This window comes from Streptomyces griseofuscus, from assembly GCF_014673495.1.
Taxonomy (GTDB): domain Bacteria; phylum Actinomycetota; class Actinomycetes; order Streptomycetales; family Streptomycetaceae; genus Streptomyces; species Streptomyces murinus.
The window spans coordinates 842,653-866,597 of record NZ_CP051006.1; the positions used below are offsets into that span (position 1 = coordinate 842,653).

Genomic DNA, 23,945 nt, shown 5'->3' on the forward strand with positions numbered 1-23,945 from the left:
CCCCCGGACCTGGCTCACCGCCGTCGTCCGGCGTTCCACGCGGAGGTGACCCAAGGTGAAAGCCGTCGTCTACGAAAAGCCGTTCAGCGTGGCGGTGCGAGACGTCGATGACCCGCGGATCGAGCACCCCAACGATGTGCTCGTACGCGTCACGTCGACCGCGATCTGCGGCTCCGACCTGCATATGTACGAGGGCCGCACGGCGGCCGAGCCGGGCATCGTCTTCGGCCACGAGAACCTCGGGGTGATCGAGGAGATCGGCAGCGGTGTGACCTCGCTGTCCGTGGGCGACCGGGTCGTGATGCCGTTCAACGTGGCCTGCGGTTTCTGCAAGAACTGCCTCGCCGGCGAGACCGGCTTCTGTCTGACGGTGAACCCCGGCTTCGCCGGCGGCGCCTACGGATATGTGGCCATGGGCCCGTACGAGGGCGGTCAGGCCGAGCATCTGCGGGTGCCCTTCGCCGACTTCAACTGTCTGAAACTGCCGGCGGGCGAACAGTTCGAGACCGACTTCGTGCTGCTCGCCGACATCTTCCCGACCGGCTATCACGGCTGTGAGCTGGCCCAGGTGGCCCCCGGTGAGAGCGTGGCCGTCTACGGCGCGGGTCCGGTGGGTCTGATGGCCGCCTACTCGGCGCTGCTGCGCGGCGCGTCCAAGGTGTTCGTGGTGGACCGGGTGCCCGAGCGGCTGGCCAAGGCCGAGGAGATCGGGGCCGTCCCCATCGACTTCACCAAGGGCGACCCGGCCGAGCAGATCAGGGCGCAGACGAACGGCGAGGGCACGGACAAGGGCGTGGACGCCGTCGGCTACCAGGCCCAGGCGCACGACGACACCAGCCACGAGGAGCCCGCCATCGTCCTGAACGCACTGGTGCAGACGGTGCGGGCGACCGGCAGGCTGGGCGTGCCGGGGCTGTATGTGCCGTCCGACCCGGGCGGGCCCGACGAGCACGCCAAGCACGGCCAGCTCCTGGTCTCGATCGGCAAGATGTTCGAGAAGGGCCAGAAGATGGGTACCGGTCAGTGCAATGTGAAGCGGTACAACCGCCAGCTGCGCGATCTGATCATCGCCGGGCGGGCCAAGCCCAGCTTCGTGGTCTCCCATGAGCTGCCACTGGACCAGGCACCGCAGGCGTACGAGAAGTTCGACAAGCGGATCGAGGGCTACACCAAGGTCGTACTGCACCCGGGACACGCGCTCGCCGCGTGAGGTCCAGGGGTCCGGGCGCCCGCGAGGTGCCCGGACCCGCCGTGTCACACCTCGTCCCGGACCATCGCGAGAAGCCGGTCAAGGACCCGGGGCGCGCCGCTGCGCAGCCCGTCGTGCTCGTACTCGTCGGTGACCCAGGTGCGCAGCCCGCGGATGGTGCGGGCGGTGCGCAGCGAGTGGCCGGCGTCGACGTACATGTCGTCGTGGTAGACGGCGGCGGCGACCGGGACCTCGTTTGCGGCGAGGCGGTCGCGGTCGTACAGCGGGGTCCAGTCGGTGCGGGCGGCGAGCAGCTCGGCGGTCTCGCGCAGCGGGCGCAGGGCGGGGTCGGTCTCGAACATCCAGGGATGGATGGTCTCGCCGGTGAACAGCAGCGGCTCGTCGCCGGTGAGCGTCTTCGCGGCGTCGAACCGGGGGAACTCGGCGCGGACGCGTTCGGCGGCCCAGGCGGTGGGGCGGGCGTCCTGGCCGTAGATCGACTCGTGGACGAGGGCGTAGAGGGGGTGGCCCGCGAACGACAGCAGGCTCTGGACCTGCTCCTGGAAGGCATCCGCCAGTTCGGGCCCGGCCGGGGTGCGGACGAACGCGTCCGCGAGGAGGTGGTGCAGGCGGTGGCTGCCGTCGCCGCTGCCGAGCATCAGGCCGAGGGACTGGAAGGCCTCGACGGTGAGGCGGTAGCCGTTCGGCAGGACCACGTCATGGGTGAGCAGGTGGTCGGCGATGCGGCGGGCCCGCTCGATGTCCTGCGGGTACCGGGCGTAGTGCGCGGTGACCTTGCGTTCGATGCGGGGGTAGGCGGCGCGGTAGACGTCCTCGGCGTGGGCGTCCAGGGAGGGCAGTCCACCGGTGATCAGGGCGGTGTTCAGGCCCTCGGGGGCGAGCGAGAGGTACGACACCGTGCAGAAGCCGCCGAAGCTCTGGCCGAGGACGGTCCAGGGGGCGCCGCCGGTGACCTCGGCGCGGACGGCCTCGCAGTCGCGCACGATGGAGTCGGCGCGGAAGTGGGCGAGGTAGTCGGCCTGCGCGGCCGGGCCGCCGCGCTGCGGGAGGGTCTGCCGGGTGGCGGGGGTGGAACTGCCCGTGCCGCGCTGGTCGAGCAGCAGTACGCGGTACTCGTCGAGCGCGCGGTCGAGCCATGCCTGTCGCCCGATGAAACGATTCGCCCCGAAACCGGGACCGCCCTGGAGGTACAGCAGCCAGGGCAGTTCCTTGTCCGCCTTGTCCCCCGCGACCACCTCCCGCGCGTACAACTCGATGCGCTCACCGCCGGGATCGGCGTGGTCGAGGGGCACGGTGAACCGGCGATCGGTCAGAACGACGCCGGGCTGGCGGTAACTGATGCTCAACGGGTCTCCCGGGAGGGGTGGGGTGGACGGGTCAAGTTCAGCACATGCGTGGTGGGGCCGGGTGGACGGGTGGCGGGCCGCCGCGGCGTGCGGTCGCGGCGCGCTCGCGCCGGCGGGCGTCAGGGTCCGGAGTACCGGAAGACGCCCTCCGCGATGTCCTCCAGCGCCTCCGCGCCGATGACCGCCTCCAGCGCGTCCCCCACGGTCCCCCTCGCGCGGGCCAATCTGGCGGCCACCCGACGGTCCACCAGGTAGTCGGCGAGGATCGCGGGATCGGCGCCCGCCGCGAGCCGGGACATGATGCGGTCCAGGGAGACCGCGTACTCCTCCAGATCCCGGAACAGCAGCAGGGCGTCCTCGGCACTCAGCGAGAGATCCGCGTTCGGAAGGCTCATCCCACCGCCTGTACATGTGCGACGTCGCACCTCGGGACCGGGTCACTTCCGCACATGCTAGGGCGCGCGCCACGCCCCGGTCCCCGGTCCGCGTCGCGGCCCCTGCGGCGACTAGGCTGCATCGCGCCCCGTGATCCCTCCCGAGGAGCCGCGATGCGTGTCGCCCTGTTCCTGACGTGTGTCAATGACACGCTCTATCCGGAGACCGGGAAGGCCGTGGTGAAGCTGCTCGCGAGGCTGGGGGTCGAGGTCGGGTTCCCGATGGGGCAGACGTGTTGCGGGCAGGCGCACTACAACACCGGGTACCGGCATGAGGCGGAGCCGCTGGCGCGGCGGTTCGCGGAGGTGTTCGGGGAGTACGAGGCGGTCGTGACGCCCTCCGGGTCGTGCGCGGCGATGGTGCGGGAGCTGTATCCCCGGATGGGCGAACGGGCCAGGGCGGAGGGCCGCGGGGACTCGCTCGCGCGGACCGTGGCGCCGGTGGTGCCGCGGACGTACGAACTCACGGAGTTCCTCGTGGACGTGCTGGGCGTGATCGACGTGGGCGCCTGGTACCCGCACACGGTCACCTATCACCCCACCTGCCACGGTCTGCGCAGCCTGGGTCTCGGAGAGCGGCCACGCCGCCTGCTGGAGGCGGTGCGGGGGCTGGACCTGGTGGAGCTGCCGGGCGCGCAGGAGTGCTGCGGGTTCGGCGGCACCTTCGCGGTGAAGAACGCCGCGGTCTCGGCCGCGATGGGTGCGGACAAGGTACGCAACGCCGAGTCGACCGGCGCCGAGGTGCTGTGCGCCGCCGACAACTCCTGCCTGATGCACATCGGCGGCACCATGACCCGGCTGAAGGCGGGCATGCGCCCCGTCCACCTCGCGGAGATCCTGGCGAGCACGGAGGAGGACCCCGCGCGATGAGCGGCACATTCGTCGGCATGCCGGCCTTTCCCGAGGCCGCGCGCACGGCCGTGGACGATCCCACCCTGCGCGGGAATCTGCGGCACGCCACCCACACCATCCGCGCCAAACGCGCGAGTGCCGTCGCCGAGTTGGCCGACTGGGCCGAGCTGCGCGAGGCGGGGCGCCGCATCAAGGACCACACGCTGCGCCATCTCGACCGCTTTCTGGAGCAGTTGGAGGCGTCGGTGACCGCGGCCGGCGGCACGGTCCACTGGGCCGAGGACGCCGAGGAGGCCAACCGGATCGTGGCCGCGCTGGTCAAGGAGACCGGTGAGTCGGAGGTCGTCAAGGTCAAGTCGATGGCGACCCAGGAGATCGGGCTGAACGAGGCGCTCCAGGCCGAGGGCATCCGCGCCTACGAGACCGATCTCGCCGAACTGATCGTGCAGCTGGGCAAGGACCGCCCCTCGCACATCCTCGTCCCGGCCATCCACCGCAACCGTGGCGAGATCCGTGACATCTTCACCCACGAGATGGCCGCCTGGGGCCGCCCGGCCCCCGAGGACCTGACCGACACGCCCGCCGATCTCGCCGAGGCCGCCCGGCTGCATCTGCGGGAGAAGTTCCTGCGGGCCAAGGTCGGTATCTCCGGCGCCAACTTCATGGTCGCCGAGACCGGCACCCTGGTCGTGGTGGAGTCCGAGGGCAACGGGCGGATGTGTCTGACCCTGCCACAGACGCTGATCTCGGTCGTCGGCATCGAGAAGATCGTGCCCACCTGGCGCGACCTCGAAGTCTTCCTCCAGACCCTCCCCCGCTCCTCCACCGCCGAACGGATGAACCCGTACACATCGATGTGGACCGGCACCAGCGACGAGGACGGACCACGCGCCTTCCATCTGGTGCTGCTCGACAACGGCCGCACCGACACCCTCGCCGACCAAATCGGCCGCCAGGCCCTGCGCTGCATCCGCTGCTCGGCCTGCCTCAATGTCTGCCCCGTCTACGAGCGCGCCGGCGGCCACGCCTACGGCTCGGTCTACCCCGGGCCCATCGGCGCCATCCTCACCCCCCAGCTCCGGGGCACCGCCAGCGAGATCGACGCCTCCCTGCCGTACGCGTCGAGCCTGTGCGGCGCCTGCTACGAGGTGTGCCCGGTCGCCATCGACATCCCCGAGGTCCTGGTCCATCTGCGCGAACGGATCGTCCAGGGCGGCCCCGCGGTGCGCCACGGCAACAAGGTGGTGCTGCGCCCCGCCAGGGGACACGCGGCCGAGCGCGCCGCGATGCGGGCGGCGGCCTGGGCGTTCGGGCACCCGGGCGCCCTGCGCACCGGCCAGCGGCTCGCCGCCCGCTCCCGCCGGCTGCACCCCCGCACCCTGCCGGGCCCAGGACGGGCATGGTCCGCCACCCGCGACCTGCCGGCCATGCCCGCGGAGCCGTTCCGCGACTGGTGGCAGCGCACCCACGGCGGAAAGGACGCCAAGTGAACAGCAGGGACCGGATCCTGGGCCGGGTACGGCGCGCCCTCGCCGACGTACCCCCGCACGACGGCTCGTACGAGGAGGCCGTGCCCCGAAACTATCTGCGCGAGCACGGGAAACGGACGCTCCAGGAGACGGTCGATCTGCTGGCCGAGAACCTCGCGGACTACCGGGCGATCGTGCACCGCACCGACACGGCCGATCTCCCGCACCTGATCACCCGGCTGCTGGCCGCGCACGGCTCCACGGAGATGCTGGTCCCGCCCGAGCTGCCCGCCTCGTGGACCGCGGCGGCCGACCCCGTGCGCATCCACGACCGGGCGGAACTCACCCCTGAGCGCATGGACCGGGTCGCCAGCGTCGTGACCGGCTGCGCCGTGGCGATCGCCGAGACCGGCACCCTCGTCCTCGACGGCTCCCCCGACCAGGGCCGGCGCCGTATCTCGCTGATCCCCGACCACCACATCTGCGTGGTCCGCGTCCCCTCACAAGTCGTGGCATCGGTGCCACAGGCCCTCGAACGCCTCGACCCCACCAGCCCGTTGACCTGGATCTCCGGCCCCTCGGCCACCAGCGACATCGAACTGAACCGGGTGGAAGGCGTCCACGGACCGCGCACGCTGGAAGTGATCCTGCTGGACGACTGAACCAGCGGACTGAACCACGGGGGGAGGCGGCCGGCGTCGCCGCGCGTCGTACCGGCGGCGCCGTTAGCGTGAGGACATGATCCGGTTCGAGCAGGTCACCAAGCGCTACCCGGACGGTACGACGGCCGTGGACGATCTCTCCTTCGAGGTGGCCGAGGGCGAGCTGGTGACGCTGGTCGGCCCCTCGGGCTGCGGCAAGACGACGACCATGATGATGGTGAACCGGCTGATCGAGCCGACCTCCGGGCGGATCAGCGTCGACGGCGAGGACATCGCCGCGGTCGACCCGGTGCGACTGCGTCGCCGTATCGGGTACGTCATCCAGCAGGTGGGCCTCTTCCCGCACCGCACCGTGCTGGACAACACCGCGACCGTGCCCGCGCTGCTCGGCTGGAAGCGGGCGAAGGCGCGGGCCAGGGCCGCCGAACTGCTCGACCTGGTGGGTCTCGACCCGAAGACGTACGGGCCGCGCTACCCGGAGCAGTTGTCCGGCGGCCAGCGTCAGCGGGTGGGCGTGGCGCGGGCGCTGGCCGCGGACCCGCCGGTGCTGCTGATGGACGAGCCGTTCGGCGCGGTCGATCCGGTGGTGCGCGAGCAGTTGCAGGACGAGTTCCTGCGGATGCAGGCGGCGGTGCGCAAGACGGTGCTGCTGGTCACCCATGACATCGAGGAGGCCGTCCGGCTCGGCGACCGGATCGCCGTGTACGGACAGGGCCGGATCGAACAGTTCGACACCCCGGGGGCGGTGCTGGGGGCGCCCGCCACACCGTACGTCGCCTCGTTCGTGGGCGCGGACCGGGGCCTGAAGCGGCTCTCGGTGACCGCGATCGAGCCGGACGATCTCCAGCAGCCGCCGGTGGCCCGGCCGGACGAGCCCGCCGAGCGGGCGCGGCAGCGGCTGACCGAACAGGGCGCGCGCTGGGCGGTGGTGCTGGACGAGCGGGGCGATCTGCACGGCTGGGTCGGGGTGGCGGACCTCGCGGCGAGCGGCACGGTCGGGGAGTTCGGCCATCGGATGACCGCGTGGGTGCCGGTCGGGGCGCCGCTGAAGCAGGCGTTCGGGGTGATGCTCCAGCACGACGCCGGGTGGGTCGCGGTCCTCGACGGGGCACGTTTCCTCGGGGTGCTGACCCCGGCGAAGCTGCACGAGGCGCTGCGCCGCTCGGTGGACGCGGACGCGCGGGGCGTGGCGCGCGGGCAGGTGCCCTTCGACTCGGTGTCCGACGCGTGAGACCTGGCGTGTGCGGATACGGAGGGCCTACTTCAGCAGGCCCTTGTCCCTGAGGTAGGCGCGGGCCACGTCGGCGGGCAGCCTGCGCCAGTTGTCGACCTGCTCGTTCAGATCGGCCAGGTCCGAGGTGGTGAGGACGTCGTTGAGCCGGCCGAGGGCCTTGGTGACTCCGGCGCCGCCCGCGCGGGCGCGGTTGACGACCGGGACCACGTAGTCGGCGTTCTGGAGATGCCGGTCGTCGGCGAGCAGGACCAGGCCGAACTGGTCGAGGGTGGCGTCCGTGGTGGTCGTGAGCACCATCTGGTCCCGGCCCTGCTGCACCGCCCGCTTGGCCGGGGTGGTGCCGACGCCCTTGGGGTCGACGCCGGTGACGTCGATTCCGTACTCCTGTCTCAGGCCCGGTGCGCAGTACGGCCGTTGCACGCATTCGTCGCCCGCCGCGAGCCGTACCTTCAGGCCGGAGGCGCCGAGATCGCTGAGCGTCTTCAGACGGTGTTCGCGGGCGTAGTCGGCGCTCACCGCGAAGGCGTTCTGGTCGACGGCCCGGCCCGGGGGCAGGACGGTGAGTCCGCGGGGGGCGGCGAGCGCGCGCAGGGCGTCCATCGTGGTGTCGAGGTCAGGCGAGCCGACCGGTTTCGCGTCGGTGCCATGGACCTTGGCGTTCAGCCAGTCCGCGAAGGTGGCGGCGAACTCGGGCACGACGTCGATCTGGCCGGATTCCAGGGCGGGTTCGTACAGCTCCCGGTTGGAGACGGTGAGGATGGAGGTCTTGTATCCGGCCCGGTTCAGCAGTTGGGCGTACATCTGGGCGAGCAGATCGCTCTCGGTGAAGCCGGCCGAGCCGATGGTGAGATGGTGGCTGTCCCCGGGCGGTGCGGTGACCCGGCCGCGGTTCTCCAGGGAGGGGCCGGTGGCGCAGCCGGCGAGGGCGAGAAGCACCAGCAGCCACGGGACGCGTCTCATCGCCCTCCCCTCGCCCACGCGGGGCCCAGCCGTTCGGCGATCTCGAATCCGCCCTCCACGAGGAGCGCGAAAACGGCGACCAGCAGGGCGCCCGCGACCACCTGGGGGGTGCTGGCGAGGTTGAACCCCGCGGTGATGATCCGGCCGAGCCCGCCGCCGCCCGCGAGCGCCGCGATGGTGGCGGTGGCGACGAGCTGTACGGCCGCGATCCGCACCCCGTTCATCAGCAGGGGGAGCGAAAGGGGCAGTTCCACGTGAAACATCAGTTGTCGGCCGGTCATGCCCATGCCCCGGGCCGCCTGGACGACGCCCCGGTCGACCTCGCGCATCCCGACGTAGGCGTTGGTGAGCAGCGGCGGCACCGCGAACAGCACCAGGGCGACGACGGTGGGGCCCTCGCCCCAGTTGCCGACCGGGGTGAGCAGCAGCAGGACCAGTACGGCGAAGGTGGGGACCGCCCGGCCGACGTTGGAGATGTTCACGGCGAGCGCCCCGCCCCGGCCGAGATGGCCGAGGACCAGGGCGACGGGCAGCGCGATCAGACAGCTCAGGACGAGGCAGACCACGGTGAGCAGAAGGTGCTGGAGCAGCCGGTGCCACACACCGTTGTCGCCGGACCAGTGCGCGGGGTCGGCGAGCCAGTCCCAGGTGGCGGTGAGGGTGCTCATCCGCGTGCCGCCCTCGTCCAGGGCGTGATCAGCCGCTGTACGCCCAGGAGCAGCAGGTCGGCGGCGACCGCGATCAGCACGCAGAGCACGGAGGCGGTGAGCACCTGGGCCTTGAAGTAGGTGTTCATGCCCGCGTAGACGAGGTTTCCGAGGCCCCCGTAGCCGACGATCGCGCCGACCGTGACCAGGGAGACCGCGGAGACGGTGGCGATGCGCAGCCCGGCCATCGCGGCGGGCAGGGCGAGGGGCAGTTCGACGGTGAGCAGCAGCCGGATCGGGCCGTAGCCCAGGCCGCGCGCCGCCTGCCGGGTCTCCTCCGGGACCGCGCGCAGGCCCGCGAGCAGATTGCGGACCAGGAGGGTGAGCGAGTACAGCACGAGCCCGGCGACGACCAAGGTGGCGGACAGGCCGTAGAGGGGCAGGAGCAGGGAGAACATCGCGAGGGACGGGATGGTGTAAAGGATCGTGGTGAGCGCGAGCACCGGTCCCGCGGCCCAGCCCCAGCGGCGGGCCAGCACCGCGAGGGGCACCGCGATGAGCAGGCCGATCAGGACCGACAGGGCGGTCAGCTGGAGGTGCTGGACGACCGCGTCGAGCAGGATCCCGCGGCGGCTGCTCAGATAGGCGCCGCAGATCCACTCGTTGCGCGCGAGACAGTCGTCGGGGGCCGCGGTCACGGGTCCATTGGACCGGCGGCCTTGGCGGGACGCGCGCGGTGGGGGGCCGTACGAGGGAGGGGCCGTGCGAAGGAGGGGGCGTACGAAGGCCGTACGACCGGGCGGTGCGGCGCCTCGTACGGAGCGGCCGGGGAATCCATGCGTGACAGGGGCGCTGAACAAGCGCTTAGATAGAAGGGCTCGGGTGCCGTTCCGCGCCCGGCTCGCTCCCCGACCCCGCCGGAGGACCCCGTTGTTCACGTCCGTCGACGACGTCTCCGCCCGCCTCGCCGAGACCGGCTATCTCGCCTCGCCCGCGGTCGCCACCACCGTGTTCCTCGCGGCCCGGCTGGGCAAGCCGCTGCTGGTGGAGGGCCCCGCCGGGGTCGGCAAGACCGAGCTGGCCAAGGCCGTCGCCCAGGTGGCCGACGCCCGGCTGGTGCGGCTCCAGTGCTACGAGGGCGTGGACGAGTCCCGGGCCCTGTACGAGTGGAACCACGCCAAGCAGCTGCTGCGCATCAGCGCGGGCCGGGACGAGAGCTGGGACGAGGCGCGGACCGACATCTTCAGCGAGGAGTTCCTGCTGCCGCGCCCGCTGCTGACCGCGATCCGCGGCGACGAGCCGACGGTGCTCCTGATCGACGAGACCGACAAGGCCGACGTCGAGATGGAGGGCCTGCTGCTCGAGGTGCTCAGCGACTTCCAGATCACGGTGCCGGAGCTGGGCACGGTCACCGCGACCCGGCGCCCGTTCGTCGTGCTCACCTCCAACGCGGGCCGGGAGCTGTCCGAGGCGCTGCGCCGCCGCTGCCTGTTCCTGCACATCGGCTTCCCTGAGGAGGAGCTGGAGCGGCGGATCGTACGGCTGAAGGTGCCGGGCCTGCCCGAGGCGCTGGCGGAGTCGGTCGTCCGGGTGGTCGGGGCGCTGCGCGCGATGGACCTGCGCAAGGCGCCGTCCGTCGCCGAGACCGTCGACTGGGCGCGCACCCTGCTGGCGCTGGGCGCGGACACCCTGGACGAGGCGGTCGTACGGGACAGTCTCGGGGTGATCCTCAAGCACCAGGACGACATCCAGAAGGCCGCGGCCAAGCTCGATCTGGACGCGCTGTGACGGATCCCGCCGAGCGGATCACCGGTCTGGTCGGGGCGCTGCGGGCGCACGGGGTGCGGATCGGCACCGGGGAGACGGTGGACGCGGCCCGCGCGGCCGAGGCGCTGGGGCTCGGTGACCGGGAGCTGCTGCGCGAGGGACTGGCCGCGACCCTGTTGCACGGCCCGGCCCAACGCGCCGTGTTCGACCCGGTCTTCGACCTCTACTTCCCGCGCGGGGTGGGTGCCCCGGACGCCGGCCCCAGCGATCGCGAGAGCCTGCGCGACCGGCTGACCGAGGCGCTGGCGGCCGACGATCGCACCCTGATGGCCCAGTTGGCGGCTCAGGCGGTCGACGGGCTCGGCGGATACGGGAGTTCACCGGGGTCGGACGGCTGGTCGGCGTACCAGACCCTCGAACGGCTGCGCCCGCAGACCCTGTTGGCGCGGGTACGGGCCGATGTACGGGCCGGGGCGGGCGCCGGCGGGCAGTTCGCCGACCGGTTGCTGGACGACGAGATCCGGCGCCGTATCGAGGAGTTCCGGCGCCTGGTCGGCGCGGAGGCGCGGCGCCGGGTCGCCGAGCGGCGGGGGCGGGACGAGATCGCGCGGCGCGGAGTGCGTCCGACGGCCGACCGGGTCGACTTCCTGTTCGCGAGCAGGGACCAACTGGCCGAACTGCGCAGGGCCGTTCAGCCGCTGGCGCGCAAGCTGGCCACCCGGCTCGCCGCGCGCCGCCGCCGGGCCGCACGCGGCACCGTCGATCTGCGCCGCACCCTGCGCTCCTCGCTGTCCACGGGCGGTGTTCCGATGCGTCCGGTACTGCGCCGGCGCCGCCCGGTCCGCCCCGAACTGGTCCTGCTCTGCGATGTGTCGGGCTCGGTGTCGGGCTTCTCCGACTTCACGATGCTGCTGGTGCAGGCGCTGCACGACCAGTTCAGCAAGGTCCGGGTGTTCGCCTTCGTCAACCGGCTCGACGAGGTCACCGGCCTGCTCGACCACGGCCGCGCCGACCCCGAGGGCCTCGGCGCCCGTATCCGCGAGGAGGCCACGCTCACCGGCTGGCACGGCAGCAGCGACTACGGCATGGCGCTGGGCGAGTTCACCGAGCGGTACGGCGCCGCGGTCGGCCCGCGCACCACGGTGTTCGTGCTCGGCGACGCCCGCACCAACCAGAGCGACCCGAATCTGCCCGCGGTCCGCGAGATCGCCCGGCGGGCCCGGCGCGTGTACTGGCTGAACCCGGAGCCGGCCGGCCAGTGGGGCACCGGGGACTCGGCGGCGCTGGCGTACGCGGACCTGGTCGAGATGCACGAGTGCCGTACGGCGCGGCAGCTCGGAGGGCTGGTGGGGCGGCTGCTGCCGGTGTGAGGGAGCGGCGGCGGGGCGCCGGCCGCGGCGGGGTGACGTACGGGACCTACTGTGATCGACTGATCGGCGTACCGCCGTCACCGTAGCGAGGGCCCTGCCCTTCTCCCCCGAGGATCAGCCATGACGCACCCGCCCGTGCCGCTCGGCACCTTCCCCACCCCGCTCGAACCGGCGCCCCGGCTGGCCGCGGCGCTGGGGCTCGGCCCGGAGGACCTGTGGGTCAAGCGGGACGATCTGACCGGTCTGGGCGGGGGCGGCAACAAGATCCGCAAGCTGGAGTGGACGGTGGGCGCGGCCCTCGCCGAGGGCACGGACACCCTGGTGACCACGGGTGCCGCGCAGAGCAATCACGCCCGGCTGACCGCCGCCGCGGCCGCCCGGCTGGGTCTTGACGCCGTCCTGGTGCTGCGCGGCGCCCCCGGTGCCTCCCGCTCCGGGAACCTCGCGCTCGACGGGCTGTTCGGGGCCCGGCTCGCCTGGGCGGGCGAGGCGGACCAGGCGGGTCTGGACGCGGCCGCGGCCGAGGTGTGCGCCCGGCTGCGCGCCGAGGGGAGGCGGCCCGCGCTGATCCCGTTCGGCGGGTCCGGGGCCCTGGGCGCCCGGGGCTACGCGCGCTGCGGCGAGGAGCTGCGCGCCCAACTGCCCAATCTGCGCACGGCGGTGGTCGCGCTCGGCTCGGGCGGCACCATGGCGGGCCTGGTCGCCGCCCTCGGCACCGGCTCCGTCCTCGGCGTCGACGTCGGCGCGCTGGCCGACCCGGCCGCCGCGGTGGTGGCGTTCGCCGCGCCGCTCACCTCGGAGGAGGTCACGGCGCAGCGGCTGCGGGTGCGGCGGGACCAGGTGGGCGCGGGATACGCGGCGCTGACGGGACCGGTGGCCGAGGCCCTGCGGCTGGCGGCGCGCACCGAGGGGATCGTGCTGGACCCGACGTACACGGGCCGGGCCCTGGCCGGGCTGGCGGCGGCGGTGCGCGAGGGCGACGTACGTCCCGGTGAGAAGACGGTGTTCGTGCACACCGGAGGGCTGCCGGGGCTGTTCGGTCATCCGGCGGCGGTGACGGCCGCGGAGGCGGGGGCGGGGGCCTACTGAGAGAACGGGCCCGGGGGGAGATCGAGGCGGTGAAGGGCGTACGAAAATTCCTCGGCCGCCACCCGCAACCTCGACCGGGGTCGGACGTCTGTCCGGGTGGAGGCCTCCACTTCGACCAGTTGTCCGACCAGCCCCGAAGGATCCCATGTCCGCACATCGTGTCCCCCGTCCGCTCCGCGCCCGCAAGCTGCGCACCGTCCTGGGGGTCTCCGCGCTGGGCGCGGCACTCGCCGTCACCGGCACCGTGGCCGCGCAGGCCGCGCAGTCCGACCACCACGCCGCGGCGACGCCGAAGCCGGTGCCGTCGACCCCGACGCGTACGGCGACCCCGAGCCCCGTCCCCTCGGTCCCGGGCGGTACGGCGACCCCGAGCCCCGTCCCCTCGGTCCCCGGCGGTACGGCGACCCCGAGCCCCGTCCCCTCGGTCCCCGGCGGTACGGCGACCCCGAGCCCCGTCCCCTCGGTCCCCGGCGGTACGGCGACCCCGAGCCCCGTCCCCTCGGTCCCCGGCGGTACGGCGACCCCGTCGCCCGTGCCCGCGCCGCCGCGCTCCGCGTCCCCGTCGCCGGTGCCGTCGACGCCCGCGCACCCGCACCACGGCCCGGCCGTTCCGGCACCGGTTCCGCAGCACTGAGGTAGGGCGGGTGCGGGGAGCCGTCGCAGGACGGTTCCCCGCACCCGGTCCCGGGAGATCCATGACGACAGCCACACCACCGGCGGCCCTGCCCTGGGAACGGGCCGGAACCGCCCGACTCCCTTCCTTGCGGCGGCGACTCACCCGACTCCTCGCCCGCGTCAACATGGACACGGACACCGTGTCCGGGCCGCGTCCCCCGACCGCGGGGACGGCCACCCCCGAACCCCGGCCCGGGATCGAGGAGTTGTACCACCACCGCCGGCTGTCCCTGGTGCGCTTGGCGGTGCTGCTGGTGGACGATCTGCCCACGGCCGAGGACGTCGTACAGGACGCGTTCACCGCGCTGTTCCGGCGGCACGGCCATCGGCTCGCCACCCTGGACGACCCGGAGGCGTATCTGCGGACCAGCGTGGTCAACACGGCCCGCTCGGTGCTGCGTCGGCGCAGGACCGTACGGGCGCATCCCCCGGTGGCGGAGGGGCACGCGCCCGCGCCGGAGGAGGACGTGCTCATCCATGAGGACCACCGGGAGGTGCTGGCGGCGCTGGGCACCCTGACCCGGCGCCAACGGGAGGTACTGGTGCTGCGCTACTGGTCGCATCTGACGGAGGCCGAGATCGCGGCGACGCTCGGTCTGTCGAGAGGGGCCGTCAAGTCCACGGCCAGCCGGGCCCTGGACGCGCTCGGCCGACGACTGGAGGGTCTGCGATGAACCACTCCCCCGTCGACGGATCCGTCCGCGAACCCGTCGAGGAACGGCTGCGCGCCGCCCTGGCCGCCCGCGCGAACGCCGTCGGACCGGCCGAGCTGCGCCCCCTGCGCCCGCCGACCGACGCGCTCAGGACCCATCGGCTGTCGCTGCGCGGCACCGTGGCGGGGCTGCTGGCCCTGGCGGCGGTGGCGGCCCTCGTCCTGTTCACCCTCCACGGCGGCGGGAGCCGCCCGGCACCGCCGGCCCATCCCCCGCGTCCGAGCGTCGGCACTCCCTCACCGGTGCCGAGTTCCGCGCCGCCCACGCCCGTGGCGAGCCCTTCCGTCCCGGAGCCGGACCCGCGGTGACGACGATGAGCACGGGGAGAACGGTGGCGAATTGCACCCGTCCGCGGTCACCGGTCCGGCATCGGCACCGCTAAGTTGGGCTGCATGAGCAACCTTGACCGCGCGCCCGAGCCGACCGTCTGCGGTGGCCGTGGATTCGTCGTCGCCGAACCCGTCCGCGAGCTGCTGAGCCCCCGCCCCGTCAAGCTGGGGGAAACGACCGAGGTGCGCAGGCTGCTGCCGAACCTCGGCCGCCGCATGATCGGCGCGTGGGCCTTCGTCGACCACTACGGTCCGGACGACATCGCCGACGAGCCCGGTATGCAGGTCCCGCCGCACCCCCACATCGGGTTGCAGACGGTCAGCTGGCTGCACGAGGGCGAGGTGCTGCACCGCGACTCCACCGGCAGCCTCCAGACGATCCGGCCCCGGCAGCTGGGCCTGATGACCGCGGGGCGCGCGATCAGCCACTCCGAAGAGAGCCCCCGCCCGCACGCCCGTCTCCTGCACGGCGCGCAGCTGTGGGTGGCGCTGCCCGACGCGCACCGGTACACGGAACCGAAGTTCGAGTTCCACGCCGAGCTGCCGACGGTCACCGCGCCGGGCCTGACCGCCACGGTGCTCCTCGGCGACCTCGACGGCTCCGTCTCCCCCGGTACGGCCTACACCCCGATCGTCGGCGCCGATCTCGCCCTCACCCGGGGTGCGAATGTACGGCTGCCCCTGGACCCCGACTTCGAGTACGGCGTCCTCGCGATGTCCGGCGAGGTCCACGTGGACGGCGTACCGGTGCTGCCCGGTTCGATGCTCTACCTCGGCTGCGGCCGCTCCGAACTCCCTCTGCGCGCCGAGTCCGACGCCGGGGTCATGCTCCTGGGCGGCGAGCCCTTCGCCGAGGAGCTCATCATGTGGTGGAACTTCGTGGCCCGCACCCAGTCCGAGATCGAACAGGCCCGCGAGGACTGGTCCCAGGGCACCCGCTTCGGCGAGGTGAAGGGCTACGACGGGGCTCCGCTGCGCGCACCGCAGCTGCCGGAAGTACCGCTGAAACCGCGCGGAAGGGTGCGTTGAGCTGGGGAAACTCTGATTTGCGGTCCAAGGTGTTCGAGACCGGCCCTTCGCCTGACCTCCAACGAGGATCGCTGGTGGCGCTGGCCCTTGGATACTGCCTGCGGGACGCCTCCGGGGCTGCCCGCGTTTCCAAGGTCTGGTCATATGAGGCAGCTTTGGCCGGACGAATGCTGACCCAATGCTGACTTTACTGACGAGTCATCAACACATGGTGAAGCGGTGTGATCGCTCCTTGGAGCGCGGCTGGGCAGGAGATTATCTGCATCGCGTTGTCGGCTGATGCTGCCCCGGAGTCGATTGTCCTTCGGGGCCAGTCGTCGTTGGCCGGCTCGGGCAGTTGCCCGGCTGTCACCGAGCGGGCCATCCAGTACGACTGCCTCGTCCGCGACGGCAACCGGCTCGCGGCGCCCGCCGGGAGCCGTACCGCAGCATCGAGTCGCCCCGGCCCGTCGATGAAGCCGACGTACTCGGCATATCAGGATCTGGGCGCCTCCCACTTCTGCTACCCGGTCACCGACGGCACCGCTGTCGGTATGCACAGCGGCCTGACCGACCCCGAGCCGCTCGCCGACTACCTCCAGGCCGTCAGCGAACTCGGCGACTTCGGGCACCTGTTCACCGAGCTGCACCTCACCCAGGCGCGCGGCATCATCACCATCGCGCCCGAGTGGGCCGCGCCCGACCTCGACACCCTGTACGGCAAGATGCAGAAACGCGAGCGCGTGAACAAGGCCCTCGACCTGTGCCGGGCGAGCGACGTCAACACGGTGATGCCGTACTTCATCATCGGGGCACCGACGGGACCGTGATCGTCAAGCTGCACCAGTTCAATGCCCAAGCCGGGCGCGCTCACCCAGCGGCTCCGGATGGCGGACCCCGACGTGGCGCATGGCTACGGTGACCGGGTCGCCGCCCGGCCGCGCGAGTTGGTCGGCGATGAGGAGTACGAGCAGCACTACCGCGTGGAGCAGTTCGGCGCGAGCCGCATGCGTCTGGAAGTCGTGTGCTCGCGTGGCGACCGGCGCATCGGCCATGTGCTCGAAGACCTCTACGACGCCGGAACCGACCTGAGCGAGCTGACGAAGGACCAACTCACCGAGGCCCTGGCCAGACGCGGCGTGGACCACGACCGCCACCTTCGGCACGAGCCGGTCCTGCCCTGGCACATCCTCAACCACGTTCACGCGGGCGCCGAGCAGGAGCTGGCGACCACGCTCGCCGAGTGGGAAGCACGCTCGTGACCCCGTTCCCGCTGCATCCCGGCAAGCACGCACTGCCGGCGGTGACCGAACCGGCCGAGCACGCCAGACACGTGCGCGACCGGTATCCGGGGGCAACGCTCAGCAGCACCGACGGAGTGGTCCTGCTGTATCAGCAGGACGTGCCGGAGAAGACGGTGAACCGCTACCGCTGCCGCCGTGTGCACCGGGTCCGCGGCGAGCTGTTCATCCTCAAGCGCCGGGACCGACAGGTCGCGGCGTGCGGCGGGTTCGGCCTCGGCGCACCGGCGACGGTCCTGGTCCTCGAACAGCTCATCGCCCTTGGCGCCCGCCGCGACGTCACGGTCGGCACCGCCGCCACCCTCCGCGCCGACCTGTCGCCGGGCCAACTCGTGGTCTGCGACAACGCCCTCCGCAACGAGGAGGGTCCCGCCACTACCTCCCGCCGGGCTCGCACATCAAGGCGTTCCAACAGCTCACCTACGCCCTCGCCGCAAGTCTGCGCGCACGAGAGGTAGACGCCAGGAGCGGACCGAGCTGGACCACGGACGCCCTGTACCGGGGCATCGATGCGGCCGCCGTGTTCGCGGTCGCCGACTCCCTCGTGGAGCGCCGGCCCCGGCGCGAGCAGCCCGAGGTCGCTTCGGCTTCGGCTTCGGCTTGCCATCGGCCTTGAGGTGATGGGCGACGCGGGCGCGGAAAGAATCCCTACCGATGCCGCCGGGGTCCGGCCTTCCGGGTTGCCCACCGCAGGCGCCCGAGTATCAGAAATTCGGAAGCCTGGGCAGGAGAACTTCCATGCGATCGACTCGAAGGCGAACAGATCTCGTACCAACGTCGATGGATGTCGCACGTCTTCCGGGTGACGCCCGCCTATGTGGACTCGCTCTGACCCGCCATGGTCCCGCGCCCAGGGAACGGTGTGCGGGACCATGCCGGCCAGCGTGTGCTCAGCTGGTCGTCAGAGCGGTGTCGTCCACGACGAAGTCGGTCGCGAGGTAGGCGTCCTCGACGCCGGTGAACTTCAGGGTGACCGTCTGGCCCGCCAGCGAGGACAGGTCGAAGGTCTTCAGCGAGTAGCCGGAGGCCGCGTTGGCGTTCGAGTACGTCGCGAGGGTCTTCGAGCCGGCGGTGACCGTCAGCTTGTCGTAGGCGGTGCTGCCGCTCTCCGCGGTGTCGACGTGCAGGTAGAAGGACAGGATCGCCTTGCAGCCCGTCGGGATCTTCACCGACTGCGACAGCGTGTCGGTGTGCGCGGATCCCCAGCCGTTGAGCCAGGCCGTCCAGGAGCCGCTGCGGGCCGGCTCACGGGTGTCGTTGTTGATGACCCCGCTGTCGGTCCAGCCGGTGTCCCCCGACTCGAAGCCCGGGTTGGCCAGCAGCTGGGTCGATGAGCAGCCACCCCCACCGCCGCTGGTGCTGACGGTCCAGGAGAAGGAGGCGGTGCCGGTGGCGCCGGTGGAGTCCTTCACCGTGACGGCGGTGCTGTAGGTCCCGGCCGTGGTCGGCGTACCGGAGATCACGCCGGTGGAGGCGTTGATGGACAGACCGGTGGGCAGGCCCGAGGCGCTGTAGGTCAAGGAGCCGCTGTTGGTGCTGGACGCCTGGACCTGGAGGCTGACCGCGGTGCCCACCGTGGAGGACTGGCTGCCCGGGTTGGTGACCGTCACACCGCTGCTCGGTGGGGTGATGTGGCTGCCCACGTTGATACCCGCGAACGCGTTGCCGACCGCCGCGTACTGCGCCGAGTTGGCACCGTACAAGGCGGATGCCGCGTTGAGGGCGGCGGTGCGGGCACCGGCGTAGTTGGTGCTGGACGTCATGTACGACGTCAGCGCCTTGTACCAGATCTGGAGGGCGGCGTCGCGGCCGATGCCGGTGACGGCGACGCCGTCGGTCGTGGGGCTGTTGTAGGTGACACCGTTGATCGTCTTGGTGCCGCTGCCCTCGGACAGCAGGTAGAACATGTGGTTCGCCGGACCCGACGAGTAGTGCACGTCCAGGTTGCCGAGAGAAGAGGACCAGGAGTCGGCGGAGTTGCCGTCCTTGCTGGGCTTGTCCATGTAGCGCAACGGGGTGCCGTTGCCGTTGAGGTCGACCTTCTCGCCGATGAGGTAGTCACCGGGATCGGACGAGTTGTTGGCGTAGAACTCCACGCCCGTGCCGAAGATGTCGGAGGTCGCCTCGTTGAGACCGCCGGACTCGCCGCTGTAGTTCAGGCCGGCGGTGTTGGCGGTGACGCCGTGGCTCATCTCGTGACCCGCGATGTCCAGCGAGGTCAACGGGTCGTTGTTCCCGGAACCGTCGCCGTAGGTCATGCAGAAGCAGCTGTCGTCCCAGTACGCGTTGGCGTACGCGTTGCCGTAGTGGACGCGGGAGTAGGCTGCCTGGCCGTCGTTCTTGATGCCGTTGCGGCCGAAGGTGTTCTTGTAGAAGTCCCAGGTCTCCTGCGCGCCGTAGGCGGCGTCCGCGCCGGCCGTGGCGGCGTTGGAGTTGGTGCCGTCGCCCCAGGTGTCGCTGGTCTGCGAGAACAGGGTGCCGGTGCCGGAGGTGCCGTGGTTCAGGTTGTACGTCTTGTGCCCGCCGCGCGTACCGTCGGTCAGGTTGTACGACGAACCCGACTGGGTCGAGGTCAGCGAGACCTGGCCGCTGTAGTGGGTGTTGCCGACGCCGGTCTCGATGCCCTGGTACCGGTACAGCTCCTTGCCGGTGGTGGCATCGGTGATGACGTGCAGCCGGCTCGGCGTGCCGTCGTCCTGGAAGCCGCCGATCACGGTCTCCCAGGCAAGCTTCGGGGTGCCGCTGCCGGCCCAGATCACCTTGCGGGCGCTGTCGGCGGCGGGCTTCGCGGCGTCCAGGGCCTTGGCGGTCTTCAGCGCCTTGCTCTCGGCCGCCGACTTGGCGACGGTCGCGGTGGTGGAGGACACCGCGATCTTGTGCTTGTTGTTGTACGTGGCACTCAGGGTCCCGGCCGCGAGCGAGGCGGGCGGGGTGTGCACGATCAGGTCGCCGCCGAGGACGGGCAGACCGTCGTAGGTGCGCTCGTAGCGGGTGTGCAGCGTGCCGTCGGCGTCCTTGGCGACGTCCTTGACGACCAGCTTCTCCTTGGCGCCGAGGCCGAGGGTGCGGGCGGTGTCGGTCGTCTTGTCCTGGGCGCTCTGGATCAGGGCCTTGTGCTGGGCCGGGCTGAGCTTGACCTCCAGGGCACCGGTGCGCAACAGGCTGAGGTGGCGCGCGGCGGGGGCGGAACCGCCCTCGGCGGCCGCGGCGGCGGTACTCACGAGAGTGCCCGCGAGGCCCGCCGTCAGTGTGAGCGCCGCAAGGGCCGCCGTGAGTCTGATGGGGTGCACGTCTACTCCAGTTCCGTAACGGGGAGTCGGGGGGTTGCGCCGAGTATGAGCGTGGGCATGGCAAAAAGGGGACCTCCCATCGGGCATAAGACCGGTGTTATGACCAGTCGGCCCGAGCCCCTCCCAGGCCGTCCGTCGCCCTGCCTATGCTGGTGAAATGCAGTTGGAGTTGAGGCATCTGGAAGCTGTCCGCGCGATAGCGGAAGCGGGCAGCCTGGGGAGGGCGGCCATGCGGCTCGGGGTGTCCCAGCCGGCTCTCTCCGCGCAGCTACGGCGTATCGAACAGGTCACCGGCGGCGAGCTGTTCGTCCGCGGCAGACTCGGCGTCGAGCCCACACCGCTGGGCGAGTTCGTGCTGTCCGTGGCACGCCGGGTGCTCGGCGAGATGGACGCCCTGACCGCCGGAGCGCGAGCCGCGGCACCGCATCCGACACTACGACTCGGCTGTATCCAACTCGTGCTGGTGGACCGACTGTTCGGGCGTTTGGAGGAGGAACTGCCCGGCCATGAGGTCGACATCGCCATCGAGCACTCGGCGACCACGCTCACACGCATGCTCGGTGCCGGGAAGTACGACGCGATCCTGTACGCGGAGGTCGGCGACCACGAGGTGCTGCTCCCCGACGGCCTGGCTGCCCGCACCCTCATCCCGAAGGAACCCGCCTGCGTACGCCTGTCGGCGACCCACCCCCTGGCCGGGCAGGAGGAGATCGAACTCGCCGACCTGGCCGGCGAAACCTGGACGACGCTCACCGACGACGGCGACGGCGGCCCGGAAGCCATGACCGACGTCTGCCTCCAGGCCGGCTTCACACCGAAACTGCGCTACCGGATCGCCGACCGCAAGATGCGTTGGGAACTGATCGCCGCCGGACGGGCCATCTCCATGTGCCAGCCCACCTCTCCCCATGTCGAGGGAACGGTACTGCGCCCGCTGGCCGGCGACCCGCTCACCGAACGCATCCGGATCGCCTGGAACCGGGCCGCAGTCACGGAGCAGCGTGCCGGGCTGCTCTACCGGGCGGCGGGACGCGCGTACCTCGACAGCATCCCCGACGACACCTTCTACCGCACATGGTGGGAAGCCCGCCCCGAACTCCACCCTGTCCTCGACTGAGCGCACCCGCGGATCACGGCGGGGACGCGTCCTTCGCGGAGCAAGACGGCTCCAGGCGCTTCCCCTTCCAGCACGTGACGTCCCGTCATGTAAACGCTGTGACGGAGAAGTTGAGGCGTCAACGGGCGGTTGCCGTCGCGAGCGCCGCCGACCGCAGCGCCGCCGGCACCGGCACTCTTGATTCGGTGAAGGCGGCCGCCTCCGCGTCCAGCGCCTGCATGTCGCTTACCACGGAGCAGATCGAGGGCCCTTACTACATCGACTACGAGCTCTTCCGGAAGAACGTGGTCGAGGACCGCACCGGAATCCCGCTCCTCCTCGTGCTGCGCGCCGTGGACAGCGCGACCTGCAAGCCCATCCGGAACTCGGCCGTCGAGATCTGGCACTGCGACGCGTCCGGCATCTACTCCGGCTACACCCAGATCGGCAACGGCGGCGGCGGTACGCCTCCCGGTCCGCCGCCCTCCGGTACGCCGACGGCACCTCCGGGCGGTCCCGGAGGCCCGGGCGGCGGGGGCGGCCACGCGACCTCGACCGACGACCTCACCTGGCTGCGCGGCATCCAGATGACCGACCACCAGGGCTTCGTCACCTTCCGGACCGTCTTCCCCGGCTGGTACACCGGCCGCGCCGTCCACATCCACACCAAGGTGCACACCGGCGGTTCCCGGACCTCCGACGGGTACACCGGCGGACGCACCTGCCACACCGGGCAGTTCTACTTCTCCGAGGACGCGGTGAAGGCCACCGAAGACACTGCCCCCTACTCTGCGAACACCGTCTCACGCGTGACCCTCGACGAGGACTCGATCTACCCGAGGACCGGCGCCCAGGGCGGTCTGCTCGAACTCGTCTACGACAAGAGGCACATCGAGCGCGGAGTCATCGGGTACCTCACGATGGCGGTCGATCCCAGCGCCACGAACGACGGCCAGGGCGCACCCGGCGGCGCACCCGCCCCCACCACCTCCCCGACACCCTCCGCCTGACACAACGACGTCGTCGCATGCGACAGAAAGAGCGGCCCGGACACCGTTCGGTGTCCGGGCCGCCACCTTCCGGCACTCCGCCTGGCGTTCGGTGGACTCAACCGCCCTCAGCCCGCGCGGCCGAAGCAGCGTTCGAGTTCGTTCAGGTCGTAGAACGCGCTGCCCTTCGACACCGGGCGGCAGTCCTGCTTGAAGGCGGTCTCTTTCTCGTTGTAGAGCATGCGTACCAGGTAGGTGTCGCCCTTTCGGAAGACGTCCCATTGGATGTTCGCGGCCATGGGGGCGACGGATGCCCCGCGCCACGTGTTGTCTTCGTAGGTGTACGGCCGGTCGGGTGTCGCCGCTTCGGTGCTGCCCGGCAGGCCCATCAGCGCGGCCAGTGGGATGATCTCCTCGGCGTGCGTGAAGCGCAGCTCCGCGCCCAGCGTGCTCGTGCCGTCCCGCTTGGCCTCGACCTGCTGGAAGAAGTCGTCGAGCAAGACGTCCGCCATCTTGTAGGTGATGTCGCTGTCCGCGAAGCCGGGGCCCTTCTCGTAGAAGTCTTCGGCGTCGCTCAGGTACCCGAACCACGCGGCGTCGCGCGGCGCGATGTAGCGCTCCATGGGCAGGGCGCGGCCGTCCGGCATCTCGGCGCTCATGGCCGGGGCGATCGCGTAGAGGTTGTAGACGGCCTGGGCGGCGTCGACGTCCGAGGCGATGGAGGAGAACTCGCCGTCCGCGACGCGCTGGACGAACGCGGGGGTGAAGATCCTCTCCAGGACCCTGCGGGCGGCCTGCCGGGTGGCGGGCTGATCGGTGATGCTGTTGAGGGTGGCGGCCAGCCGCTGGTCGTGGTCGATGTAGTCGCGGTAGGCGGCGCCGCCGGCCGACTTGTGGAAGTAGAGCAGGTCCCTTTCGGTCCTGGCGGGCCGGATGAGCGGCTTCAGGGCGGGGTCATCGGCGGCGAGGGCGTCGGTGAACACGTTGCCGCTGGCGACGGCGCGTGCCTCGCCGGAGTTGACGACATCGATGGGTTCGGAGTCCTGGGCGATCCGCCGGAACAGGTCCGGAAGACGCTGCTCCAGGCGTGCGGCGGCGCCGCGCAGCTCCTGCCGGCCGCGCCCGCTCAGGTTCCCGTAGCCGATCTTGTCCATGGCGGCGAGGAGCGTGCGCACGTCGGGCCCGAACCGCCTGCCGGCGGAGGTGAGCAGGCCCTCACGGGCGGCCTGGTCCCACAGCCCGAGGATGAGGTCGCCGTCCTTGCCGCTGGTCGCGGCGCGCGAGCCGTGCCGGGAGACGGTCTCGGTGAAGACGGGGACGTAGCCCCTGGGAGCGTGCTGGTAGCTGCGGACGCTCTGCCGCGGCTCGTACGACGCCTTGGTCCCGTAGCTGTTGAGGGGCCGCGAGCCGGTGGCGTGGGCGGGCACCGTGGCGGCGAGCAGCGCGGACAGACCGAGGGCGATGACAGGGGCGACCCGTTTCATGAGGCGTATGGTGATCGGTG

General features: G+C 71.6%; 24 protein-coding genes. 17 read left to right on the plus strand and 7 right to left on the minus strand.

Annotated elements, in window-relative coordinates; all coding sequences use genetic code 11:
• Positions 1–55: 55 nt before the first annotated feature.
• Positions 56–1,210: a glutathione-independent formaldehyde dehydrogenase gene (locus HEP81_RS03780; RefSeq protein ID WP_037652399.1), complete on the plus strand. Its 1,155-nt coding sequence runs from the start codon at positions 56–58 to the stop codon at positions 1,208–1,210.
• 44 nt (positions 1,211–1,254) lie between these two features.
• Here the strand turns inward: HEP81_RS03780 and HEP81_RS03785 are convergent, their stop codons facing one another.
• Positions 1,255–2,556, minus strand: a complete 1,302-nt coding sequence (locus HEP81_RS03785) for an alpha/beta fold hydrolase (protein ID WP_037652397.1) — start codon at positions 2,554–2,556, stop codon at positions 1,255–1,257.
• Between the two features lie 119 nt (positions 2,557–2,675).
• Positions 2,676–2,951, minus strand: coding sequence for a hypothetical protein (locus HEP81_RS03790; protein WP_037652396.1), 276 nt, complete (start codon positions 2,949–2,951; stop codon positions 2,676–2,678).
• A gap of 153 nt (positions 2,952–3,104) precedes the next feature.
• Here HEP81_RS03790 and HEP81_RS03795 point away from each other — a divergent pair, with 153 nt between their 5' ends.
• From HEP81_RS03795 to HEP81_RS03810, 4 genes are all read left to right on the plus strand, one after another.
• Positions 3,105–3,860, plus strand: coding sequence for a (Fe-S)-binding protein (locus HEP81_RS03795; RefSeq protein ID WP_037652393.1), 756 nt, complete (start codon positions 3,105–3,107; stop codon positions 3,858–3,860).
• Positions 3,857–5,332 (plus strand): LutB/LldF family L-lactate oxidation iron-sulfur protein, encoded by a 1,476-nt coding sequence (locus tag HEP81_RS03800; RefSeq protein ID WP_037652391.1) that lies wholly within the window; start codon positions 3,857–3,859, stop codon positions 5,330–5,332. Before HEP81_RS03795 ends, HEP81_RS03800 begins: the two co-directional genes overlap by 4 nt.
• Positions 5,329–5,973: a LutC/YkgG family protein gene (locus tag HEP81_RS03805; RefSeq protein ID WP_037652389.1), complete on the plus strand. Its 645-nt coding sequence runs from the start codon at positions 5,329–5,331 to the stop codon at positions 5,971–5,973. The genes HEP81_RS03800 and HEP81_RS03805 overlap by 4 nt, the downstream gene beginning before the upstream one ends.
• Positions 5,974–6,049: 76 nt before the next feature.
• On the plus strand, positions 6,050–7,204 hold the full coding sequence (locus HEP81_RS03810; protein WP_037652387.1) for an ABC transporter ATP-binding protein: 1,155 nt from the start codon (positions 6,050–6,052) through the stop codon (positions 7,202–7,204).
• Positions 7,205–7,231: 27 nt separating this feature from the next.
• Here HEP81_RS03810 and HEP81_RS03815 read toward each other — a convergent pair whose 3' ends face one another.
• Genes HEP81_RS03815 through HEP81_RS03825 form a run of 3 tightly spaced genes read right to left on the minus strand, consistent with a single transcriptional unit; the run spans position 7,232 to position 9,512 of the window.
• Positions 7,232–8,167, minus strand: a complete 936-nt coding sequence (locus tag HEP81_RS03815; RefSeq protein ID WP_037652385.1) for an ABC transporter substrate-binding protein — start codon at positions 8,165–8,167, stop codon at positions 7,232–7,234.
• On the minus strand, positions 8,164–8,835 hold the full coding sequence (locus HEP81_RS03820) for an ABC transporter permease (protein WP_037652383.1): 672 nt from the start codon (positions 8,833–8,835) through the stop codon (positions 8,164–8,166). The genes HEP81_RS03815 and HEP81_RS03820 overlap by 4 nt, the downstream gene beginning before the upstream one ends.
• Entirely contained in the window at positions 8,832–9,512 is a 681-nt protein-coding gene (locus HEP81_RS03825) for an ABC transporter permease (protein ID WP_037652380.1), read from the minus strand. The genes HEP81_RS03820 and HEP81_RS03825 overlap by 4 nt, the downstream gene beginning before the upstream one ends.
• A 232-nt stretch (positions 9,513–9,744) precedes the next feature.
• Between HEP81_RS03825 and HEP81_RS03830 the strand changes: the two genes are divergently transcribed.
• From HEP81_RS03830 to HEP81_RS03875, 10 genes are all read left to right on the plus strand, one after another.
• On the plus strand, positions 9,745–10,602 hold the full coding sequence (locus tag HEP81_RS03830) for an AAA family ATPase (RefSeq protein WP_037652378.1): 858 nt from the start codon (positions 9,745–9,747) through the stop codon (positions 10,600–10,602).
• The gene (locus HEP81_RS03835; RefSeq protein WP_037652376.1) at positions 10,599–11,951 is read left to right on the plus strand and encodes a vWA domain-containing protein; all 1,353 of its coding nucleotides are present in this window, start codon (positions 10,599–10,601) and stop codon (positions 11,949–11,951) included. Before HEP81_RS03830 ends, HEP81_RS03835 begins: the two co-directional genes overlap by 4 nt.
• Before the next feature lie 120 nt (positions 11,952–12,071).
• Positions 12,072–13,040: a pyridoxal-phosphate dependent enzyme gene (locus HEP81_RS03840; protein ID WP_037652375.1), complete on the plus strand. Its 969-nt coding sequence runs from the start codon at positions 12,072–12,074 to the stop codon at positions 13,038–13,040.
• Between the two features lie 145 nt (positions 13,041–13,185).
• A complete protein-coding gene (locus HEP81_RS03845; RefSeq protein ID WP_125210626.1) occupies positions 13,186–13,674 on the plus strand; it encodes a hypothetical protein in 489 nt (162 codons plus the stop codon).
• Between the two features lie 61 nt (positions 13,675–13,735).
• On the plus strand, positions 13,736–14,389 hold the full coding sequence (locus HEP81_RS03850) for an RNA polymerase sigma factor (protein WP_037652371.1): 654 nt from the start codon (positions 13,736–13,738) through the stop codon (positions 14,387–14,389).
• Positions 14,386–14,736: a hypothetical protein gene (locus HEP81_RS03855; protein ID WP_037652370.1), complete on the plus strand. Its 351-nt coding sequence runs from the start codon at positions 14,386–14,388 to the stop codon at positions 14,734–14,736. The genes HEP81_RS03850 and HEP81_RS03855 overlap by 4 nt, the downstream gene beginning before the upstream one ends.
• Before the next feature lie 84 nt (positions 14,737–14,820).
• Positions 14,821–15,786 carry a pirin family protein gene (locus HEP81_RS03860; protein ID WP_037652369.1) on the plus strand — a complete coding sequence of 322 codons (966 nt, stop codon included), beginning with the start codon at positions 14,821–14,823 and terminating at the stop codon, positions 15,784–15,786.
• 269 nt (positions 15,787–16,055) lie between these two features.
• Complete coding sequence (locus HEP81_RS03865) at positions 16,056–16,595, plus strand: hypothetical protein (RefSeq protein WP_190275938.1); 540 nt, start codon at positions 16,056–16,058, stop codon at positions 16,593–16,595.
• Positions 16,596–16,616: 21 nt separating this feature from the next.
• On the plus strand, positions 16,617–17,027 hold the full coding sequence (locus HEP81_RS03870) for a hypothetical protein (RefSeq protein WP_051849937.1): 411 nt from the start codon (positions 16,617–16,619) through the stop codon (positions 17,025–17,027).
• Positions 17,009–17,524 carry a nucleoside phosphorylase-I family protein gene (locus HEP81_RS03875; RefSeq protein ID WP_051849936.1) on the plus strand — a complete coding sequence of 172 codons (516 nt, stop codon included), beginning with the start codon at positions 17,009–17,011 and terminating at the stop codon, positions 17,522–17,524. Before HEP81_RS03870 ends, HEP81_RS03875 begins: the two co-directional genes overlap by 19 nt.
• A gap of 432 nt (positions 17,525–17,956) precedes the next feature.
• On the opposite strand, the gene HEP81_RS03880 is transcribed toward HEP81_RS03875, so the two are convergent.
• Complete coding sequence (locus tag HEP81_RS03880) at positions 17,957–20,356, minus strand: M4 family metallopeptidase (RefSeq protein ID WP_190275939.1); 2,400 nt, start codon at positions 20,354–20,356, stop codon at positions 17,957–17,959.
• Positions 20,357–20,513: 157 nt separating this feature from the next.
• On the opposite strand from HEP81_RS03880, the gene HEP81_RS03885 reads away from it, so the two are divergent.
• Positions 20,514–21,473, plus strand: a complete 960-nt coding sequence (locus HEP81_RS03885; RefSeq protein WP_037657081.1) for a LysR family transcriptional regulator — start codon at positions 20,514–20,516, stop codon at positions 21,471–21,473.
• A 218-nt stretch (positions 21,474–21,691) separates the two neighbouring features.
• Positions 21,692–22,462: an intradiol ring-cleavage dioxygenase gene (locus HEP81_RS03890; protein ID WP_479681813.1), complete on the plus strand. Its 771-nt coding sequence runs from the start codon at positions 21,692–21,694 to the stop codon at positions 22,460–22,462.
• A gap of 107 nt (positions 22,463–22,569) precedes the next feature.
• On the opposite strand, the gene HEP81_RS03895 is transcribed toward HEP81_RS03890, so the two are convergent.
• On the minus strand, positions 22,570–23,925 hold the full coding sequence (locus HEP81_RS03895; protein WP_037657078.1) for a histidine-type phosphatase: 1,356 nt from the start codon (positions 23,923–23,925) through the stop codon (positions 22,570–22,572).
• Positions 23,926–23,945 lie beyond the last annotated feature (20 nt).